This window comes from Micromonospora yasonensis (genome assembly GCF_026013475.1).
GTDB lineage: Bacteria > Actinomycetota > Actinomycetes > Mycobacteriales > Micromonosporaceae > Micromonospora > Micromonospora yasonensis.
Map to the genome: position 1 here is coordinate 1 of NZ_JAPDPH010000171.1, position 15,201 is coordinate 15,201.

The 15,201-nt window shown below is 66.5% G+C and carries 15 protein-coding genes and 1 pseudogene; 4 read left to right on the forward strand and 12 right to left on the reverse strand.

Annotated features, from left to right (window positions below):
- Positions 1–45: 45 nt before the first annotated feature.
- Positions 46–576 carry a chloramphenicol phosphotransferase CPT gene (cpt, locus tag ONA70_RS26705; protein ID WP_265009243.1) on the reverse strand — a complete coding sequence of 177 codons (531 nt, stop codon included), beginning with the start codon at positions 574–576 and terminating at the stop codon, positions 46–48.
- 152 nt (positions 577–728) lie between these two features.
- Here cpt and ONA70_RS26710 point away from each other — a divergent pair, with 152 nt between their 5' ends.
- Complete coding sequence (locus ONA70_RS26710; protein ID WP_265009244.1) at positions 729–1,226, forward strand: hypothetical protein; 498 nt, start codon at positions 729–731, stop codon at positions 1,224–1,226.
- Positions 1,227–1,305: 79 nt separating this feature from the next.
- Here ONA70_RS26710 and ONA70_RS26715 read toward each other — a convergent pair whose 3' ends face one another.
- From ONA70_RS26715 to ONA70_RS26735, 5 genes are all read right to left on the reverse strand, one after another.
- Entirely contained in the window at positions 1,306–2,133 is an 828-nt protein-coding gene (locus ONA70_RS26715) for a flagellar biosynthesis protein FlhF (RefSeq protein ID WP_265009245.1), read from the reverse strand.
- A gap of 307 nt (positions 2,134–2,440) precedes the next feature.
- Positions 2,441–3,169 carry a CBS domain-containing protein gene (locus ONA70_RS26720; protein WP_265009246.1) on the reverse strand — a complete coding sequence of 243 codons (729 nt, stop codon included), beginning with the start codon at positions 3,167–3,169 and terminating at the stop codon, positions 2,441–2,443.
- 303 nt (positions 3,170–3,472) lie between these two features.
- Positions 3,473–3,667 (reverse strand): DUF397 domain-containing protein, encoded by a 195-nt coding sequence (locus ONA70_RS26725; RefSeq protein ID WP_265009247.1) that lies wholly within the window; start codon positions 3,665–3,667, stop codon positions 3,473–3,475.
- Complete coding sequence (locus ONA70_RS26730; protein ID WP_265009248.1) at positions 3,660–4,541, reverse strand: helix-turn-helix domain-containing protein; 882 nt, start codon at positions 4,539–4,541, stop codon at positions 3,660–3,662. The genes ONA70_RS26725 and ONA70_RS26730 overlap by 8 nt, the downstream gene beginning before the upstream one ends.
- Positions 4,534–4,701 carry a hypothetical protein gene (locus tag ONA70_RS26735; protein WP_265009249.1) on the reverse strand — a complete coding sequence of 56 codons (168 nt, stop codon included), beginning with the start codon at positions 4,699–4,701 and terminating at the stop codon, positions 4,534–4,536. The genes ONA70_RS26730 and ONA70_RS26735 overlap by 8 nt, the downstream gene beginning before the upstream one ends.
- Positions 4,702–4,959: 258 nt before the next feature.
- Between ONA70_RS26735 and ONA70_RS26740 the strand changes: the two genes are divergently transcribed.
- The 3 genes from ONA70_RS26740 (at position 4,960) to ONA70_RS26750 (ending at position 5,966) form a co-directional block, all read left to right on the forward strand.
- A complete protein-coding gene (locus ONA70_RS26740; RefSeq protein ID WP_265009250.1) occupies positions 4,960–5,196 on the forward strand; it encodes a GntR family transcriptional regulator in 237 nt (78 codons plus the stop codon).
- Between the two features lie 99 nt (positions 5,197–5,295).
- A complete protein-coding gene (locus tag ONA70_RS26745; protein WP_265009251.1) occupies positions 5,296–5,574 on the forward strand; it encodes a hypothetical protein in 279 nt (92 codons plus the stop codon).
- Positions 5,571–5,966 carry a hypothetical protein gene (locus ONA70_RS26750; protein WP_265009252.1) on the forward strand — a complete coding sequence of 132 codons (396 nt, stop codon included), beginning with the start codon at positions 5,571–5,573 and terminating at the stop codon, positions 5,964–5,966. Before ONA70_RS26745 ends, ONA70_RS26750 begins: the two co-directional genes overlap by 4 nt.
- An 88-nt stretch (positions 5,967–6,054) precedes the next feature.
- Here the strand turns inward: ONA70_RS26750 and ONA70_RS26755 are convergent, their stop codons facing one another.
- From ONA70_RS26755 to ONA70_RS26780, 6 genes and pseudogenes are all read right to left on the reverse strand, one after another.
- Positions 6,055–7,632, reverse strand: a complete 1,578-nt coding sequence (locus tag ONA70_RS26755; RefSeq protein WP_265009253.1) for a serine/threonine-protein kinase — start codon at positions 7,630–7,632, stop codon at positions 6,055–6,057.
- A gap of 10 nt (positions 7,633–7,642) precedes the next feature.
- Positions 7,643–8,428, reverse strand: coding sequence for a hypothetical protein (locus ONA70_RS26760; RefSeq protein WP_265009254.1), 786 nt, complete (start codon positions 8,426–8,428; stop codon positions 7,643–7,645).
- A gap of 29 nt (positions 8,429–8,457) precedes the next feature.
- On the reverse strand, positions 8,458–11,520 hold the full coding sequence (locus ONA70_RS26765; protein ID WP_265009255.1) for a type I restriction endonuclease subunit R: 3,063 nt from the start codon (positions 11,518–11,520) through the stop codon (positions 8,458–8,460).
- Positions 11,517–13,574, reverse strand: coding sequence for an AIPR family protein (locus ONA70_RS26770; RefSeq protein ID WP_265009256.1), 2,058 nt, complete (start codon positions 13,572–13,574; stop codon positions 11,517–11,519). The genes ONA70_RS26765 and ONA70_RS26770 overlap by 4 nt, the downstream gene beginning before the upstream one ends.
- Positions 13,575–13,738: 164 nt before the next feature.
- Positions 13,739–14,917, reverse strand: a complete 1,179-nt coding sequence (locus ONA70_RS26775) for a restriction endonuclease subunit S (RefSeq protein ID WP_265009257.1) — start codon at positions 14,915–14,917, stop codon at positions 13,739–13,741.
- A pseudogene (locus ONA70_RS26780) lies at positions 14,914–15,201 on the reverse strand (SAM-dependent DNA methyltransferase); the annotation flags it as partial. The pseudogene ONA70_RS26780 and the gene ONA70_RS26775, both read right to left, overlap by 4 nt.

A 15,201-nucleotide genomic window follows, 5' to 3' on the forward strand; every position in this document is an offset into this window, starting at 1 on the left:
CCAACCGCGCGACCGCTCCCTTGGTGAGAAGGGTCTGCTGGTCAATCACCTGGCATGTGCGGCGATGGTCCGTGCGCATTCCATCGACTCGGCATGGGTGGTATCCACCTCCAGGTCATAGACCACACCCCGGTGGACCACATCCGCCTGGGACGCGGCCATCCCGATGACCCGGTCGCCTCGTGCGATCTCACGGCCTGCAGCAACCGCACTGTCACACCGGACGCCGACCCACAGCACCCGCAGGTCACCCAAAGCCGTTTGCCATCGCTGCTGCGAGTCGGCTCCGCCGAGGAAGACCTCATCGACAATGACCCGGGCACCCGCCCGGGCCATCGCAGCGACCCCCTCGATCCATGCCGCTTCCAGCGTCCGGAACTCCGGCCCGACGATCACCCCTCCGTCCGGAGCGAACTCGATCCCGGTATCCGACGCCCGCATGGACGCGGGCATCGCGTCAACCAGCATGTCGGTCCCGAGAGCCAGCCACGGACCCGGCAGCACCGCCTGCAGACACCGGGCGATCCCGGATTTCCCCGAGCTGGAGCCACCGTTGAGAACGATCACCGCAGTCATCACCGCGCCACCCTAGAGGCACGCCTCAACCTTTGGAACGGGATTCCCGCGGTACCCTGCCCGCCGCCTACAACCGTGAACCCTCCCGGCCAGAACACTGGCCATGGCTCCCATGATCTTGGTTGTCGTACCGCTGCGGCACAATGCCCGCCATGACGACGCACCACCCCGACGCCCGCCGCCTGGTCTACGGCCACGCCACCAATTACGACTGCCTCGCCTTCGTCGACGCCGACACCGCCGCCGGGGAGGCCGCGGAGATCAGGGCGCTCGCCTCCGCGCGGACCTGGGGCGAGGCCCGGCAGGTGCAGATGACCCACCTGTGGAACCCCGCCGGCCCCGACTGCTACGAGCCGGAGGACGGATACGCCGACGACAAGCCCTTCGACCTCACCGAGGTGGGTGCAGTCGTGGAAATGAGCTGGCCCCGGATGGTCACGACGCGGGCGTTCGACGTGCTGCCGCAGGACCTGCAGGAACGGTACGGTGAACTCGTGCTCACGGTTCACGACGGCGAGTACCTCAAGGCTCCGCTCGATTGCGAGGCTGAACTCGTCGCGGTGTTGTGCGAGCGTGGCTTCGAGGTGACCCGCGACGACGACCTCATCAACCTGCTCGACGGCTTCGGCCTGGGCTCGCTCGCAAACTGAGGAACGACGGAGGCGCCGGCATCGCTTCCGTGGAGCAGCTCCGCTGTCCATGCTTGACCGACGTCTCCATCGCTCATGCTCACCGGCGGCGCTTGTTCAGGCTCGGAAGGCCGCCCGACACGGTCCGTACGCTGCCATCCGGGTTGCTCCGGCCGGGCTTCTGCAGGGCCTCAATGACCCGCCGCCCGGCAAGGTCGGAGGCGCTCAGGTTGACGACGACCCGGTCTGACCGCCGCCAGCTCCGTAGGCCCGCCAGAGCCTGCTGGCTGTCGGCGACGCCGGTCAACGCACGGATGGCCGGCATCGCCCTGGACGGGTCAGTGAGCAGGAGTTGGGCGACGTCGGCGGGGCTCAGCCTGCGCGGCGAGGTGTTGCCCACCGGTACGAGGGAGGCGTGAATCTTTCCGTTCTGGAGCCACAGCCACACCGGCCTCTTGCCGTCGCCGGCCCGCATCACCGGGGTTGTCGACGGGGCACTTCGTGTGGTGGAGGCCTCCTTAGCGGGAAGGTGGGCTTGCAGGGCGGCCGGCGGCTGCGCCCGTCGCCGCGACTGTGGCGGAACGCCGACAGCCGGGCGGGGCGCGGCCGCCCCTCCCGTCGGTGCGTCCTCGTCGGGTTGCGGCGGCTCGGCCGGTGCCGCTTGCCGTTCCCGCGCGAACGATTCGGCGAGCTCCCACTGCTCCGGCGTGAACCTGACCGGGATGACCTCGGTCAGGTGCGCTGCCGACGGGTCCCGGACGGTGAGTTGTGCGCGCCGCTTCGCCTGGCGGGCTGCGGTGGATGAGCCGATCTCGAGGACCGTGGCGAGCGGGATCTGCCTGACGTCCGCCTTCAGCCATGGCAGCAACCGCCGGCGCCGGACGACAAGATGCTCCTGCTCGAACCAGGCGTCCCAACGCCGAGCCAACCCGACCACCTCCCCTGCTGCGCACGTTAGTGGCCTGATGATCACCACTGCACTCGGCGCAACGGCCAGTCAACACGGCGGATCGTCTGATGTCTCACCGCGCAGGGCGGGGACAACCGGTATCCCCATGCTCGACCCGGAGCAGCGCCCGGGCCGAGTCCAGCGAACGCTATCGGAATCGGATGACGTGCGGCATCTGGGCCGACCATCCGGGGCTGGCCAGGCTCTCTCGCCGGCCAGGACCGCACGCGGCTGGCCCGGCTGTGGGGCAACCCGGCCAGCGGCCCAACCGCCCGACCTTGGGGACTCAGGTGATGGCGAGGGCGGCGGTGAGCACCGGAAGGTCGTAGGGCGTGACCAGCCGCAGCGCCTTGTCCGTCCTCCGGCCGTGCTCAGTGATGATGAGGGCTGTGCTCAGGTAGCCGGCCTGCCTCTCCCGGCTGAGCCGGTCGATCGCCTCCACCACGGTGATCGCCCGCGGCACCAGAACGGCATCCTCGCCCGGCTCGGCAAACTTCAGCACGTGGCTGACCGGCTCTTCCTCGGCGATGCCCGTGTTCTTGGTCAACTGGTCGGCGAGCCACCGTGCGATGGCGTTGGTGGTGAGTACGCCGGCGTAGCTGTCGCCGTCGTACACGGGCAGTTGCGAGTAGCCCAGGGTCCGGACATAGTCCAGCGCAGCGCCGATCGGGTCGTCCGGATGCACTACGCAGACCTTGGCGGAACCGAGGACGGTCAGCGCGCGCGGTGGTTCGAGAATCTGCTGCCGGAGCCGCTCGATCTCCTGCACGACAGCCTCGACGGGCTCTGCGATGGGTCGGCCGCCGTAGTAGCGTTCGTGGCTGATCGCGTTCCGCAACGCGGCAAATGCCAGCAAGGCGCTCTTGTGGGGAGTGGGCAGCCGCTTCTTGTCGGCGTACTCCCGGGCCAGCTGAGCGAATCCGTCCCTGTTGTCCGCGCGCAGGCTGGCTCGGATGTGCTTCTCGATTTCGTTGAACGCCGCGAGGAATCGCGCCCCTGCCGTCGTGATCGTCACGGGCCGAGACCCTGCCATGGCGCCGCGAAGGAGCAACGGGAGTGGGCGTCCCTGTTCAGTAGCTCACACCTTTTGATCATCCCGAGCGCGCAGGAACTACGGCAGTCTGGCTGGCCCAACGTGACCGTGGACGGCTCCATCGGCTCCCGCCCCGCCGCTACGCGCCCCGAGGACTCGTCTGGACGCCTGCCCCACCTGCGGCACGGTCATGACGTCGCTGGGGCTGTGCCGCTGTTCCTAATCGGAACTGGACGCCACGATCGCCGACATGCATGGGCGGAGCGTGCTGACCGCATCGCGGCCTCAGCGCGACGACAGGGCCACACGGACGAAGGCCGCCCAGGCGTCGGGGGTGAAAGCGAGGACCGGGCCGCTGCGGTCCTTGCTGTCGCGTACGGCGACTATGCCGGGCAGGTTGTCGGCGACCTCGACGCAGTTGCCGCCGTTGTCGCCGCTGCGGGTGCTGGTGCGCCAGTTCGCGCCGGTCAGGTCAACCACGGTGAACCTCCTCAAGGATCTTGCGAATCAGGTGTCGGGACTGTTCCTGGTCCAGGGCCAACGAGTCGAGGCTGGCCCAGACGCCCTCGTACGCGGCAAGCTCTTCCTTCCGGTCGAGGTAGAGCGCGCCGGTCAGCGACTCGCTGTAGACGACCGACGGTTCCGGCTCGACGCGGTTGCCGAGCGGGAAGTCGAGCACCACGAACGCGCCCGCGACCGCGCCGTAATGCAGGCCGGCGGCCAGCGGCAGGACCCGGATCGACACGTGCGGCAGGCGGCTCACCTCCACCAGGTGCCGTAGCTGCTCCGCCATCGTCGCCGGGCTGCCGACGACGCGCAGCAGCACCGCCTCGGAGAGCATGACGTCGAACCGGGGCGGCGGGGGCAGCCGCCGCCGCAGGAGAGCCTGCCGTTGCAGTCGCACCTCGACCAGACGCTCCCGCTCGTCCTCCGTCAGGCCCGGCCGGTGCTGGCAGACGGCGGTCGCGTACCCCCGGGTCTGCAACAGCCCGGGGACCAGCGCGTCGTCGTGCTCGCGCAGCCGACCGGCGGCGGACTCCAGCCCGACGTACAGCTCGAACCAGTCGGGTACCGTGTCGCCGTACGAGTGCCACCAGCCCTTCGCCCTCGTCTCGCCGGCCAGGGCCACCAGCGCGCCGGCCAGCTCGGGTGTTGCGGCGTACAGCTCGCACATGGCCCGCACGTCGAGCCCACGCACCGCGCACAGGCCCGTCTCGATCCGCCACACCTTCTGCCGGCTGCACTGCAACGCCTCCGCCACGCCGTCCAGCGTCATCCGCGCCTCAGTCCGCAGCTCCCGCAACGCCCGCCCAAGCTGCCGCCGCGGCACCGTCGACCCCAGGTCCTCAGGCATCCCATCCCCGCCCCTCGACCGGGCCGCTCCCCCGGTGCTTGTCGTGCCGCTCGCCGGACGGCTGCCGGGCGTAGCAGTCCGCGCGGTGGTTCCGCGCGGGAGCCGCCCGCCGCCGCTCCGGCCGCTCGTAGACGACCGCGCCGTCACACCGCGAGGTCACCCGCCCATCGGGTACGACCTCCTCGCCCGCCGGCCGCCGGTAGCGGCCCGGCACATTCCCATCCGGCACGACCTGCCCGGTCAGGTCGATTGCGGGGCTCCCCGCCCGCAAGAACCACTTCCACCGCCTGCCCATGCCCCTCCCCTCTCTTGTTCCGCTGGTCAACGGGACTTTACAACCAAACAAGCCAATCAAGCTATAGATTGTAAGGATGGCATAGGTTGCAAGATCGAACATCGGCTGTGATGGACTCCGCCCATGGCGCCCTACGAGCCGCTGTGGCGAAGGATTCGGCGGGAGATCCAGGCCAAGATTGCCGCCGGCATTTTGAAGCCTGGCGACAAGCTGCCTACGACCAAGGAGCTTGCCGAACAGTACGACACTTCGGGCGTGACCGTCAGGAAAGCAATTGACCTCCTGATAGAGGCAGGCGTCCTGGAGGGCAGGCAAGGGGTTGGCGTCTTCGTCTCCGACACGTCTGAGCAGGACTCATAGGCCTGGATCACAGCTCGACACCCCTCCTGGGCCTCGCCACTCCGCGGAGCCGAGTGGCGACACCGTGTCATGTCGGTGCTGCGGTCTAGGATGCGTCTCATGACCATCGACCGAGCACACCTGTATGCGGTGATCGAGGACCTGGCGGGGCCGACAAACGCCGCTGGCGACCGCGCTGCGGCTGTGCTCCACGCTCAGATCGCAGCTCTGGCCTGGGTGCGCGACACCATCGGCGCATATCCGGTCCCCGCCCCGATCGCAGCGGCGATAACCACCGCCGCCGAGCAATTGCGGAGCGACCAGCGCGACCCGATCGACGTGTTGACCCGTGTCGCGCTGGATGCCGTTGCCCGGCACCGCACCACCGCAGCAGCGTGAGCGGTTACGTCCTCGACGATCTCGCTCTGATTGCCGGGCTCGCGACCGACGGCGAGGAACAACACCGCCGCGAGTTGTCCCGACTACTGATTGCTGCGATCGAGCGCGGTCCCACTGTATGCGTGCCAGCCCTTTGCCTGGCCGCTGCTGCAGTACGCCGACCGGCCATGGCTGGCCATCTTGCCGAGCTGGTCGTCGGCGGCCCGGTGGGAGCCGTCGAAATCGTCGGCCTTGCCCGTACAGCAGAGGTTGCCCAGTTACGTGCCGAACATCCGGGCCTCGAATGGCCCGCGCTGCACGCAATCAGCACGGCCACCGCTGGGCGGGTGCCGATTGTGACAACCGCCCCAGGCCGGTACGCCGGCACTATCGTCGAAGCGATCCGCCTCTGAACCCGCCTAACGCACCGTCCTGGTTCTCGACCGACCACTGGGCGAGATGATCATCTACTCCTAACACGGATACCACACGGCCGCAGCGTCAGCCAGCCGCTTCACTCACGCGGCCGAGATGGGCCAGCAGTGCCTCGATCTCCGCTGCGGCAGGCGAGTGCGGCCCGTGCACGCGACGCACGTCGCGAAGCAGCTCTTCGAGCTGGCGCTGCGCGTCGACGACCTCGCCGGCTCCAGCCGCGAGCATGGCCACCTGCTGACGCAGCCCGAGGAGTTCGGGCCCGTCAGGCGACATGAACTGCCGCCCCTCGGCGAGCTGCGACCGCAGCACCGCCAGCGCCGCTGTCGCCTCGCCCAGCTCCGCCTGGCAGACGGCCGCTTGCTGGCGGCAGTGCCAGATCAGTTCCTGGTCCGGCACCGGGCGCTCGGCCAGGTCTCCGGCGAGCCGGGTGAACTCCGGCAGCGCCTGCCGGTAGGCGCCGGCAAGCACGTACAGGTTGGCCAGGTTCAGCCGCAGCTCCAGAATCCTCGGCTGCTTGGCGGCGTGCCCCTTCCGCACCGATCGGAGCGCTGTTTCGAGCAGGTCTGCGGCCTGGGTGAAGCGCTCCTCTTCTGCCAGTTCCCAGACGCGCTCCTCCACCTCGGCCAGCTCGTCGAGAGACGGCGGCTCGATGACCTCTGGTGCGGTTCGGGGCCGGACGATGTCGACGCGCGTCGGTGGCAGCGGCGCCTGAGGTGGCAGCGGTCCGAACGGGTACCGGTAGGGCATGGTCGGGTCGACCCGCTGCCCGTCGGCGACGGTCGGCGCGAGATCCCCAGCCAACTCCTGCTCGACCCGGCCGAGCGGCGCCAGGATCTCGTACACGTCGGCGGCCGAGCCGGGGCGGTGCTGCGGGTCCTTGGCGAGCAGCCGGAACACGAGCTGCACCAGGCCGTCGGGTACGCCGGCTCGATGTTCCGCGATCGACGGGATGGGGTCGTTCATGTGCCGGTGCAGCATGCCGAGGGGGTTGTCGGCCTGGTACGGCGGATTGCCGGTCAGCAGTTCGAACAGAACGCAGCCGAGCGCGTAGAGGTCCGCCCGGGGACCGACGGCACTGTTCAGCGCCTGCTCCGGTGCCATGTAGGTGGGCGTGCCGAGGGTGTGGCTGGTGGCGGTCAGCCGGGGCACGTCCGCCCCGAGCAGCGCGGCCACGCCGAAGTCAAGCACCTTCACCGCGCCGGTCGGGGTGACCATCACGTTCTGCGGCTTCAGGTCGCGGTGTACCAGGGAGGCGGCGTGCGCGACCGCGAGCACCGAGCAGATCTGCGCGCCGATGGCAGCGGCCCAGGGTACGGCGAGCCAGTCGCGTTCGGCGATCAGGTCGGATAGGAGCACGCCCGGCACGAGCTGCATGACGATGTACAGATCGTCGCCGTGGTGACCGACGTCGTGGACGCTGGGCACCCCGCGGTGGTCGAGCCGGGCGGTAACCCGAGCCTCCCTCATGAACCGCTCGACCGCGGTGTCGCGCTCGTGCTCCGGGATGGTGAGCTTGCGGAGGAACTTGATGGCGACCGGCCGGTCCAGCTTCTCGTCGAAGCCGGCCCACACCTCCCCCATGCCGCCGTGGCCGAGCGGGTACGTCAGCTCGTACCGGTCGGCAATCCGCTCCTGCGCCTGCAACCGACTCTCCTTAGAATCGCTCGCCATACACGTCAGCCAACTCCCGGTACGCCTCGCGAACCACTTCGAGTGCAGCGGGGTCGTGAGTGGCGTTCTCGGCAGCGATAACTGCGAGTTCAAGGGCGGTCTGGATCCGGGACAGTTCGTCCTCGGTCTCCTTCCACAGCGCCCTCGCCTTTTCCCGCTGTTCGGCCAGCGCTTGGGCGGCGGGACTGTTCGGCAGCGCGTCCGACGCGGGCCGCTGCTGGCAGACGACCTGGGGACGAAGCTGCTGCCGACGGCTGAGAACGTCAGTGGCCTCCCACAACACCTGCGCGAGCAGCCGCCCGCCCTCAACCGGGTCGGTCGCTTTTTCGACGGTGGGAAGGGCACGGCCGGCTCGCTCGGCCAGCCCCACCAGGCCAAGGAATTCCTCGCGCTCTTCCTTCCCATACAGCGTCTGGTGAAGCTCTGGGAACGCCGCCTGCTCCGGTGCCACCACCTTGGGAGGCGGTGCCTGCGACATCGCCCCAGCCAAGCAGAGCCCCAATACCAGCGCCGCCACGACGAAGACCGCAAGCGGCGGCACACCGCTAAGGAATAGCCCCAACGCACCGATCAAGGTCAGCGTGGCTAGCACGACGATGGCGGCCAGATTGGGCGACTTCTCGGGCACCGGTACGGCACGCAGATCGGTAATGCTGCCCCACTCGTGCTTGATCGGGGCCCTGGGCATCTTAAGCGGCGCCAGGGCGGCCACTGTTCGCGAGTCGTCCGTGGCGATCCAAAGGTGGAAGGGGGGCTCGGACGGGGACACCCGTCCTCCTCTCGACAAGGGTGGGTGACTCAGGCGATGCCCTTGCGGCGGCGGATCATCTGGTACGCCTGGCGGCGCGCGAACTGGTTGAGCTGCGAGCGCAGGTTGTCGTCGTCGAGGTAGCGCTGCATCAGCTTGCCGTTGTCGTCGTGCCGGGACAGGATCACGTCCTCGATCCGCTTGTCGCAGACCACGCCGAAGTTGCTCTCGTCGTTGACCAGGGCGGCGGCCTCGAGCGTGCCGTCCTCGGCCAGGGCGACGATCTGCTGCTCGACCCAGACCTTGTCGGCCTCGCCCAGCCCGATGCCGAACCTGTCGTTGAACGCGTCGATCAGCTCGGAGAGCGCGACCTTCTCCGGGTCGTGCTGGCGGCCCGCTCCCTCGCCGACGAAGCCGGGCAGCATCTGCTCCCCCTCCGGCGACAGCGACGCGTCGTGCTCGCCGGTCTTGCTGACCCGAAGGTGGGTCAGCTGCACCTCACCGATGTCGACGGACGGGTCCTGCCGGCGCGGCAGCCGGTTGAGCAGCGCCCGCCCGTACAGGTAGAGGCGCTCCAGGTCCGGGTCCTGATACGGCACGATCTGGCTGAGGAAGGCGTACATCCGGGTGTAGTCGCGCAGCGCGGACCGGAAGCCGTCCGCGGCCTCCTGGTCATCGGCGGCTAGGGCCTTGAAGCGGTCGACCGCCGGATCGGTGAAGCGGTAAAGGGAGGCGTGGGCCCGCTGGAGGGCGGTGTCGCTGGTCGCCTTCTGCTCCGCCGCGAGCAGCGCCTCGGCGTACGCCTGCATCTCGGAGTCGACCAGGATCGGGTAGCCGGTCACCGCGTTCTGGGCGGTGTAGAGCAGGTTGGGGTCGGTGGGGGTGGTGGCGGCGGTTTCGAAGTACGGCTTGAACTGCTCGGCGATGTCGCCAGCCTCGTTGACGAAGTCGAGGACGAAGACGTCGCCTTGGGCCTTGAGCGGGTGGGTGCGGTTGAGCCGGGAAAGGGTCTGCACCGCGGCGACGCTCTTGAGGAGCTTGTCCACGTACATGGTGGTGAGCAGCGGCTGGTCGAAGCCGGTCTGGTACTTCTCGGCGACGACCAGGATCTTGTACTCGGTGTCCTGCTTGGCCTTGGGCGTGCCGGCAAACTTGTCGTCGGCGGCGGTGTAGGCGAACTTCTCGGGCAGCTCGCCCTCGCTGAATCCGTTGATCCGCGCCTCGGTGTGCTCGACGCCGTCGACCTCCAGGTCGCCGGAGAAGGCGACCAGGGAGTCGCAGCCGACGTAGCCCTGCATCTCGACGTACTTCTTGATGGCGGTGTGCAGGCGGACGGCGGCCTCGCGGGAGCCGGTGACCACCATGGCCTTGGCGCGGCCGCCGAGGCGCGGCGCGGTGTGCTTGCGGAAGTGCTCGACGATGATCTCCGCCTTCTGCGCCTGCATGGTGGGGTGCAGGCTGGCGAAGCGGGCGAGCTGCGCACCGGCCTTCTTCGGGTCGACCTCCGGGTCGTCGGGGTTGGCGTTGGCCAGCTTCCAGTACGCCTTGTAGGTCAGGTAGTTGCGCAGCACGTCGAGGATGAAGCCCTCCTCGATGGCCTGCCGCATCGAATACGTGTGGAACGGCTGCGGGTTGCCGGTGACCGGGTGCGGCGTACCGAAGAGTTCCAGGGTCTTCGGCTTCGGCGTGGCGGTGAACGCGAAGTAGGACAGCGTCTCGTGCCGGCCGCGGGCCAGCGCCGACGCGGTGAGCAGGTCGCCCGACTCGTCCACGTCGTCGCTGCCGAGCTTGAGCAGCACCTTCTTCAGCGCAGCGGCCGAGTCGCCGGACTGCGACGAGTGCGCCTCGTCGACGATGACCGCGAACCGCTTGCCCTTGAGCCCCTGCACCTGGTTGAGGATGTAGGGGAACTTCTGCATCGTGGTGATGATGATCTTCGCGGTCTCACCCTGGAGGGCGGCGGCGAGCTGCGCGGAGTCCTTGTCGATCCGCTGCACCACGCCGGGCACGTGCTCGAACTGGAAGACCGTGTCCTGCAACTGCCGGTCCAGCACCACCCGGTCGGTGATGATGATGACCTTGTCGAAGACCGGTTCATTGGGGCGCAGCCCCTTGGCCCGGGCGTCCTCGTCGAGGGCGGGCGCGGTGTGCAGGCTGGACAGTCGGTGCGCCAGCCAGGCGATGGTGTTGGACTTGCCCGACCCGGCCGAGTGCATGACCAGGTAGTTGTGGCCGGAGCCGTTGCGGGCGGCATGATCGGTGAGCTGGGTGACCGCATGCCACTGGTGGTAGCGCGGGAAGATCAGGCTCCGCGACTCCTTGTCGGTGTGCAGGAACCGCCGGACCAGGTCCATCCAGGTGTCCGGGTGCCAGATCTGCTCCCACAGGTAGGAGCTGCGGTAGCCCGATGCGCCCGCCGGCGGGTTGCCGGCACCGCCGGAGACACCCGGCCCCTCTGAGCCGGTGTTGAAAGGCAGGAACCGGGTCTTGTCCCCCGCCAACTTCGTCGTGACGAAGACCAGATCCGGATCCACAGCGAAGTGCACGAGGGTACGCCGCGCGAAGAGCAGCTCCTTCGGGTCCCGGTCCTTGCGGTACTGCTCCTTCGCGTCCTCGACGGTCTGGCCGGTCAGCGGGTTCTTCAGCTCAGCGGTGGCCAGCGGGATGCCGTTGACGAACAGGACCAGGTCGAGTGTCTTGTTGTTGCTGTTCGAGTAGGCGAGCTGGCGGGTGACGGTGAGGCGGTTGGCGCGGTAAAGCGTGAGCGCGTCGTCGGTGATTGCGTGGGCGGGCTTGAAGTAGGCGAGCCGGATCAGGACCCCTTTGTCCTTCACCCCTCGGCGGAGCACGTCGAGAGGGCCGCGCTCGTCGATCTGCTTGGCGAGGTACTGGGCGAAGTACCGCTGCGCCTCGTCCGGATTGTTCCCGTGGTAGGCCAGCAGCTTCTCCCACTCATGCGGCTGAGTCGCCCCAATGAACGCGAACAGCTCGGCTGTGTCGAGACGGAGACTCTTAGAATAGGCGTGGACAGATCCCCGCTCCCAGCCGGAAGCGAGCAACTGTTCCTCGAGGACCTCCTCGAACCGCTTCTCGCCGTATGCAGAAGCGCTCATTCGACACTCTCCTCGTCGGAGTCCTCGATCTCGCGCAGGACCGCGCGGGCGAGCGAAACCAGCGAGCCCTCGTTGCCGAGGTGCCACCGGCGCGGGCCTTGCACGGCGACAGGGGCACCATTCCACTCCGCAAGCGCATACATCCGCATGACCAGGCCGCTCGGGGTATACCGCTTCCCATCCGCGGCCCACACCAACGGCCGCGACCTGTTGTTCACCCAGGTTGCCGTGCCCCTCCGGGCGTCCTCAGCCAACCATGCGGCCAGGGCCTGCCGTTCTGGTTCGGTGGCCGCCCGGAAGTTAAGGCGGCTGCCCTCCTTGATCCGCGCGGCATCCACCAGGATGTGTACCGAGTTGCGACGCCGGGTGGTCCGCTGCCGTGGCACGGGAAGGTAGTCTGACCGCAACTCGGGCGCGGCTGCGCCCGTTTCTAGCGCGGATATAACGGACCGCACCAACGGACGGATGCGCTCAGCTGAAGCTAGCGTTGGCCCGATGAACGAGTTGTGGCCGAACTGCTCGTCGATCTCGGTTACTAGCCATCGAACCGCCTTGCCGACCAGATCAGGAACACGATCGAGCACAGATTTCCAGTTGTAGTCAGGATCATCGATGCCGTCGCGGCCAATTTCCTGAAAGACGATGTGCGCGATCACGAGACTGCCCTGCTCGGCGACGGCGGCAGCACGACCCTCAAACTCTGTTTGCCTGACGTGCAGTGAGTCCCTGACTCGGCGCAGCAATTGAACCGAACGCCAGATCTGTATCGCGGGTGGGCGTTCGCCGAAGATCCGGGAATAGGCGCCGTGGGTCCCTTCCTCCCAGAGAAGGTCCTCATTGCTGCGGACACGTTGTGCTAGTCTCGGATCGGCGTGGGCGCAGGCCAGCGCTATAGCGGCTTCACGCACGGTGCAGCCACTCTCGGGTGACGGCTCGAAGTCGCTTCGTCTGATCGCATAGATCAAACCGAGAGTGAGCAGGAACTCCTCCCTGATCGCGAGCTGCACCTCGTCGAGCGCTACGAAGTCCCGCCGCTCGATATGGTTCTGAGTATTGGTCGCTTTCGTTATCTGAGCACTGGTCGTTTCGTCTGCACTCTCGATGATTCGGACGCCCACGAGTGCCTCTCGAACCGAATCGTTGCCGTCCTTAACCGCGGCAGCGATCGCCGTGACTGTCTGGGCACCGTTGACGACGCTGACGTTAGTCGCCTCGATCGTCGCCGCCCCATGGGGGGCACTCCGACTTCTCGGGGTCAATCGCAGGCTGTCACACAGGATGGTCACGCCGTTGTTCCGGTACCAGAACTCGTAAGGCTCCTCGCGGAGGCTCCGCGCGATGTCCGCGTTGACCTGCGTGACACCGAGCGATTCCCGGATGTTTTTGCGGAACAAATGGTCACTGTTGTCCTCGTACCACGAGGCCACGGCGGCTGCTGTGGTGACACCGTTAACCGCCCTCATCGGAGTGCTCAGCTCGAACCAGCGCTCAAGCTCGAAATTCAACTCGATCGGCTCCGGCTGCGCGGCCTTTCGGACGAGATCCCAGACTTGGTCAACGTAAAGAATTTCGAAATCAAGGTACTGCCCGTGAGCGTTAAATTCGTCGCGCAGATCCCGCAGTCGCAGCAATACATTACTGTGCAATTCCGCTTGGCGCATCAGCCCAATCGTCAGCACAATTCGCGCCTGCGGGTCGTCGACGATTGTTGTGATCTGATTAATCAGCGAGCGGAACTTTGCATTGAATCGACTAAACTCTCGGCGGTCAATCATACGCAACCCGTCGGCCATGGTGATCACATCTAGTTCACCAAAGTTGGCGACGCCCCGATCGCTCCATTTAGTCTGAATCAACCATAGCCGGGGCGCACCAACGGCGAACGCGACTGCGTCGACACCAAAATCTTGGCCCCCATCCGTCACCATTTTTGCTGCTCGCACGTCACCGCAGTCCGTACGACCGTTTACGATGGCCGCCGCGAGCGCTCGCGTGAGCAGACAGCGCCGACGTTCGTCCGGATCAGGGTTGGTGAAGTCGCTGATATCGATCACATTTTCGAATCTCCTGCGAAGTGAATCCGCGATTACTCTCACCTGTCGCGGCGCATCAGTAGGCAGGGGCACTCAGTCCTCCAAGCAACTTAACCATCTGCGAGCTAGCTCTTCTGCTCTTGAGCGCCGCGCAGGCCAGGAAAAATGCCGCTCCGACGAGCCATTCATGGCAGATTTGCTCTTTGTGCGGTCGGCACGTCAACCCGACCCGTCACTGCGGCGGCAATTAGCGACTGTCGCCGCTCAGCCAGCAATTCGTCTTGATATTGAATCAGCCTTATCACCTCGTCGATAGGTTCAACTGCTCTGTCAATCTCAGCAACGATTCGACGCTGCTCTGGCACACTTTTGCGAGGAACCGGCATCGCCTTCATCGCAGCAACATTGAAGTGGGACTGAATACTGCCAACAGAGAATTCCGCGACGCGCCGCTTTGCATAACTTGAGTTGAGTAGGTACTCGGCGAACCTCGGAACAAGGGAACGCCCCGGCCGAACGATCACAAGATCGACACAGTTTGCACCGTCATACTCGGGGGGCACCGCGGCGGTAGCACCCGCCTGGCCGGTACGCACCACTACTAAATCGCCTGATCGTAGCCGAGATTTGCGGTGAACAACATGTCCCTCGTGGCTAATTTGGGCAAGATCTCTAGCATCGATCCTTCCCGGCTTGATGTTGATTCCGCGCAGCGCCGGCACGCCGCCGTCTTCTACATACCAAGCAGCTGGAGTGACCACGATCCCAACGGTGACCGCATCAACGAGGTGCTTGAGGGGCACTTCTTGTTGGTTGCCGGCCTCAACCAGGCGCTCGATAACCCGCTCGCGCTTGAGTTTAAGGAGGGCCTTCATCCGGCCACGGGCAGCCCGTACTTTGTCGATACGTCCCGTTTCCATGTCGAGAAAGTCAGCAATGCGCCGCTGCAGTAGGCGAGGGATATCCGGGAACGGGAGCGTCGCGAGGTCTTCAGCAGTGACCGATGCATAGGTTGAGCCTGTAGCGACGGAGTTTAGGTTCACAACCTGACTGTGCAGCCACCACCAGAGGAACCGGGGCTCACATTTCTCGGCGCGAACGGCACACAGGCCGCGGCCGATTCCATATACCTGATCTGCGATGTTCAAGGCTCCAACGGGAGCGCGAACGGAAATCAAGACATCACCAGCAGCGGCTCGCTTACTCGGTGAGACGCACTGCAGCCGAGGAGTGGGCGACTCGACTCCAAACTCTGCATTCCCTTGCAAGAAGGGGAACCCGGCGACCAAGGGCTCCACACTCTCGGAATTTGGCGCTTGTCCGGGAACTAAACGAGCTACGTACTTGAGTCGAAGGCTCCTCATTGGGTCACCTCGCCGAGCAGAGCCTGGATCTCCGCCTCCAGCTCCCTAATCTCGGCGTCGATCTCGGCGAGCGGCCTTGGTGCCTGATAGATGTAGAAGTGGCGGGTGAAGGGAATTTCGTACCCGATCTTGGTCTTGGTTTCGTCGATCCATGCGTCCGGGACGTGCGGGACCACCTCCCGATTGAGGTAATCGTGGATGTCCTCGTTCAGCGGCACGTTCTCGTTGTCACGGAGGTCGGCGTCAGGCAGCGGCTTGCCCTTCCGGTCCGTCTGCACCTCCCC

Excerpts from the sequence above, each read along its gene's own strand:
- ONA70_RS26775 (WP_265009257.1), bottom strand. The coding sequence starts at position 14,917 with ATGAGGAGCCTTCGACTCAAGTACGTAGCTCGTTTAGTTCCCGGACAA.
- ONA70_RS26740 (WP_265009250.1), top strand. The coding sequence starts at position 4,960 with ATGGCGCCCTACGAGCCGCTGTGGCGAAGGATTCGGCGGGAGATCCAG.
- cpt (WP_265009243.1), bottom strand. The coding sequence starts at position 576 with ATGACTGCGGTGATCGTTCTCAACGGTGGCTCCAGCTCGGGGAAATCC.
- ONA70_RS26710 (WP_265009244.1), top strand. The coding sequence starts at position 729 with ATGACGACGCACCACCCCGACGCCCGCCGCCTGGTCTACGGCCACGCC.
- ONA70_RS26730 (WP_265009248.1), bottom strand. The coding sequence starts at position 4,541 with ATGCCTGAGGACCTGGGGTCGACGGTGCCGCGGCGGCAGCTTGGGCGG.
- ONA70_RS26765 (WP_265009255.1), bottom strand. The coding sequence starts at position 11,520 with ATGAGCGCTTCTGCATACGGCGAGAAGCGGTTCGAGGAGGTCCTCGAG.
- ONA70_RS26745 (WP_265009251.1), top strand. The coding sequence starts at position 5,296 with ATGACCATCGACCGAGCACACCTGTATGCGGTGATCGAGGACCTGGCG.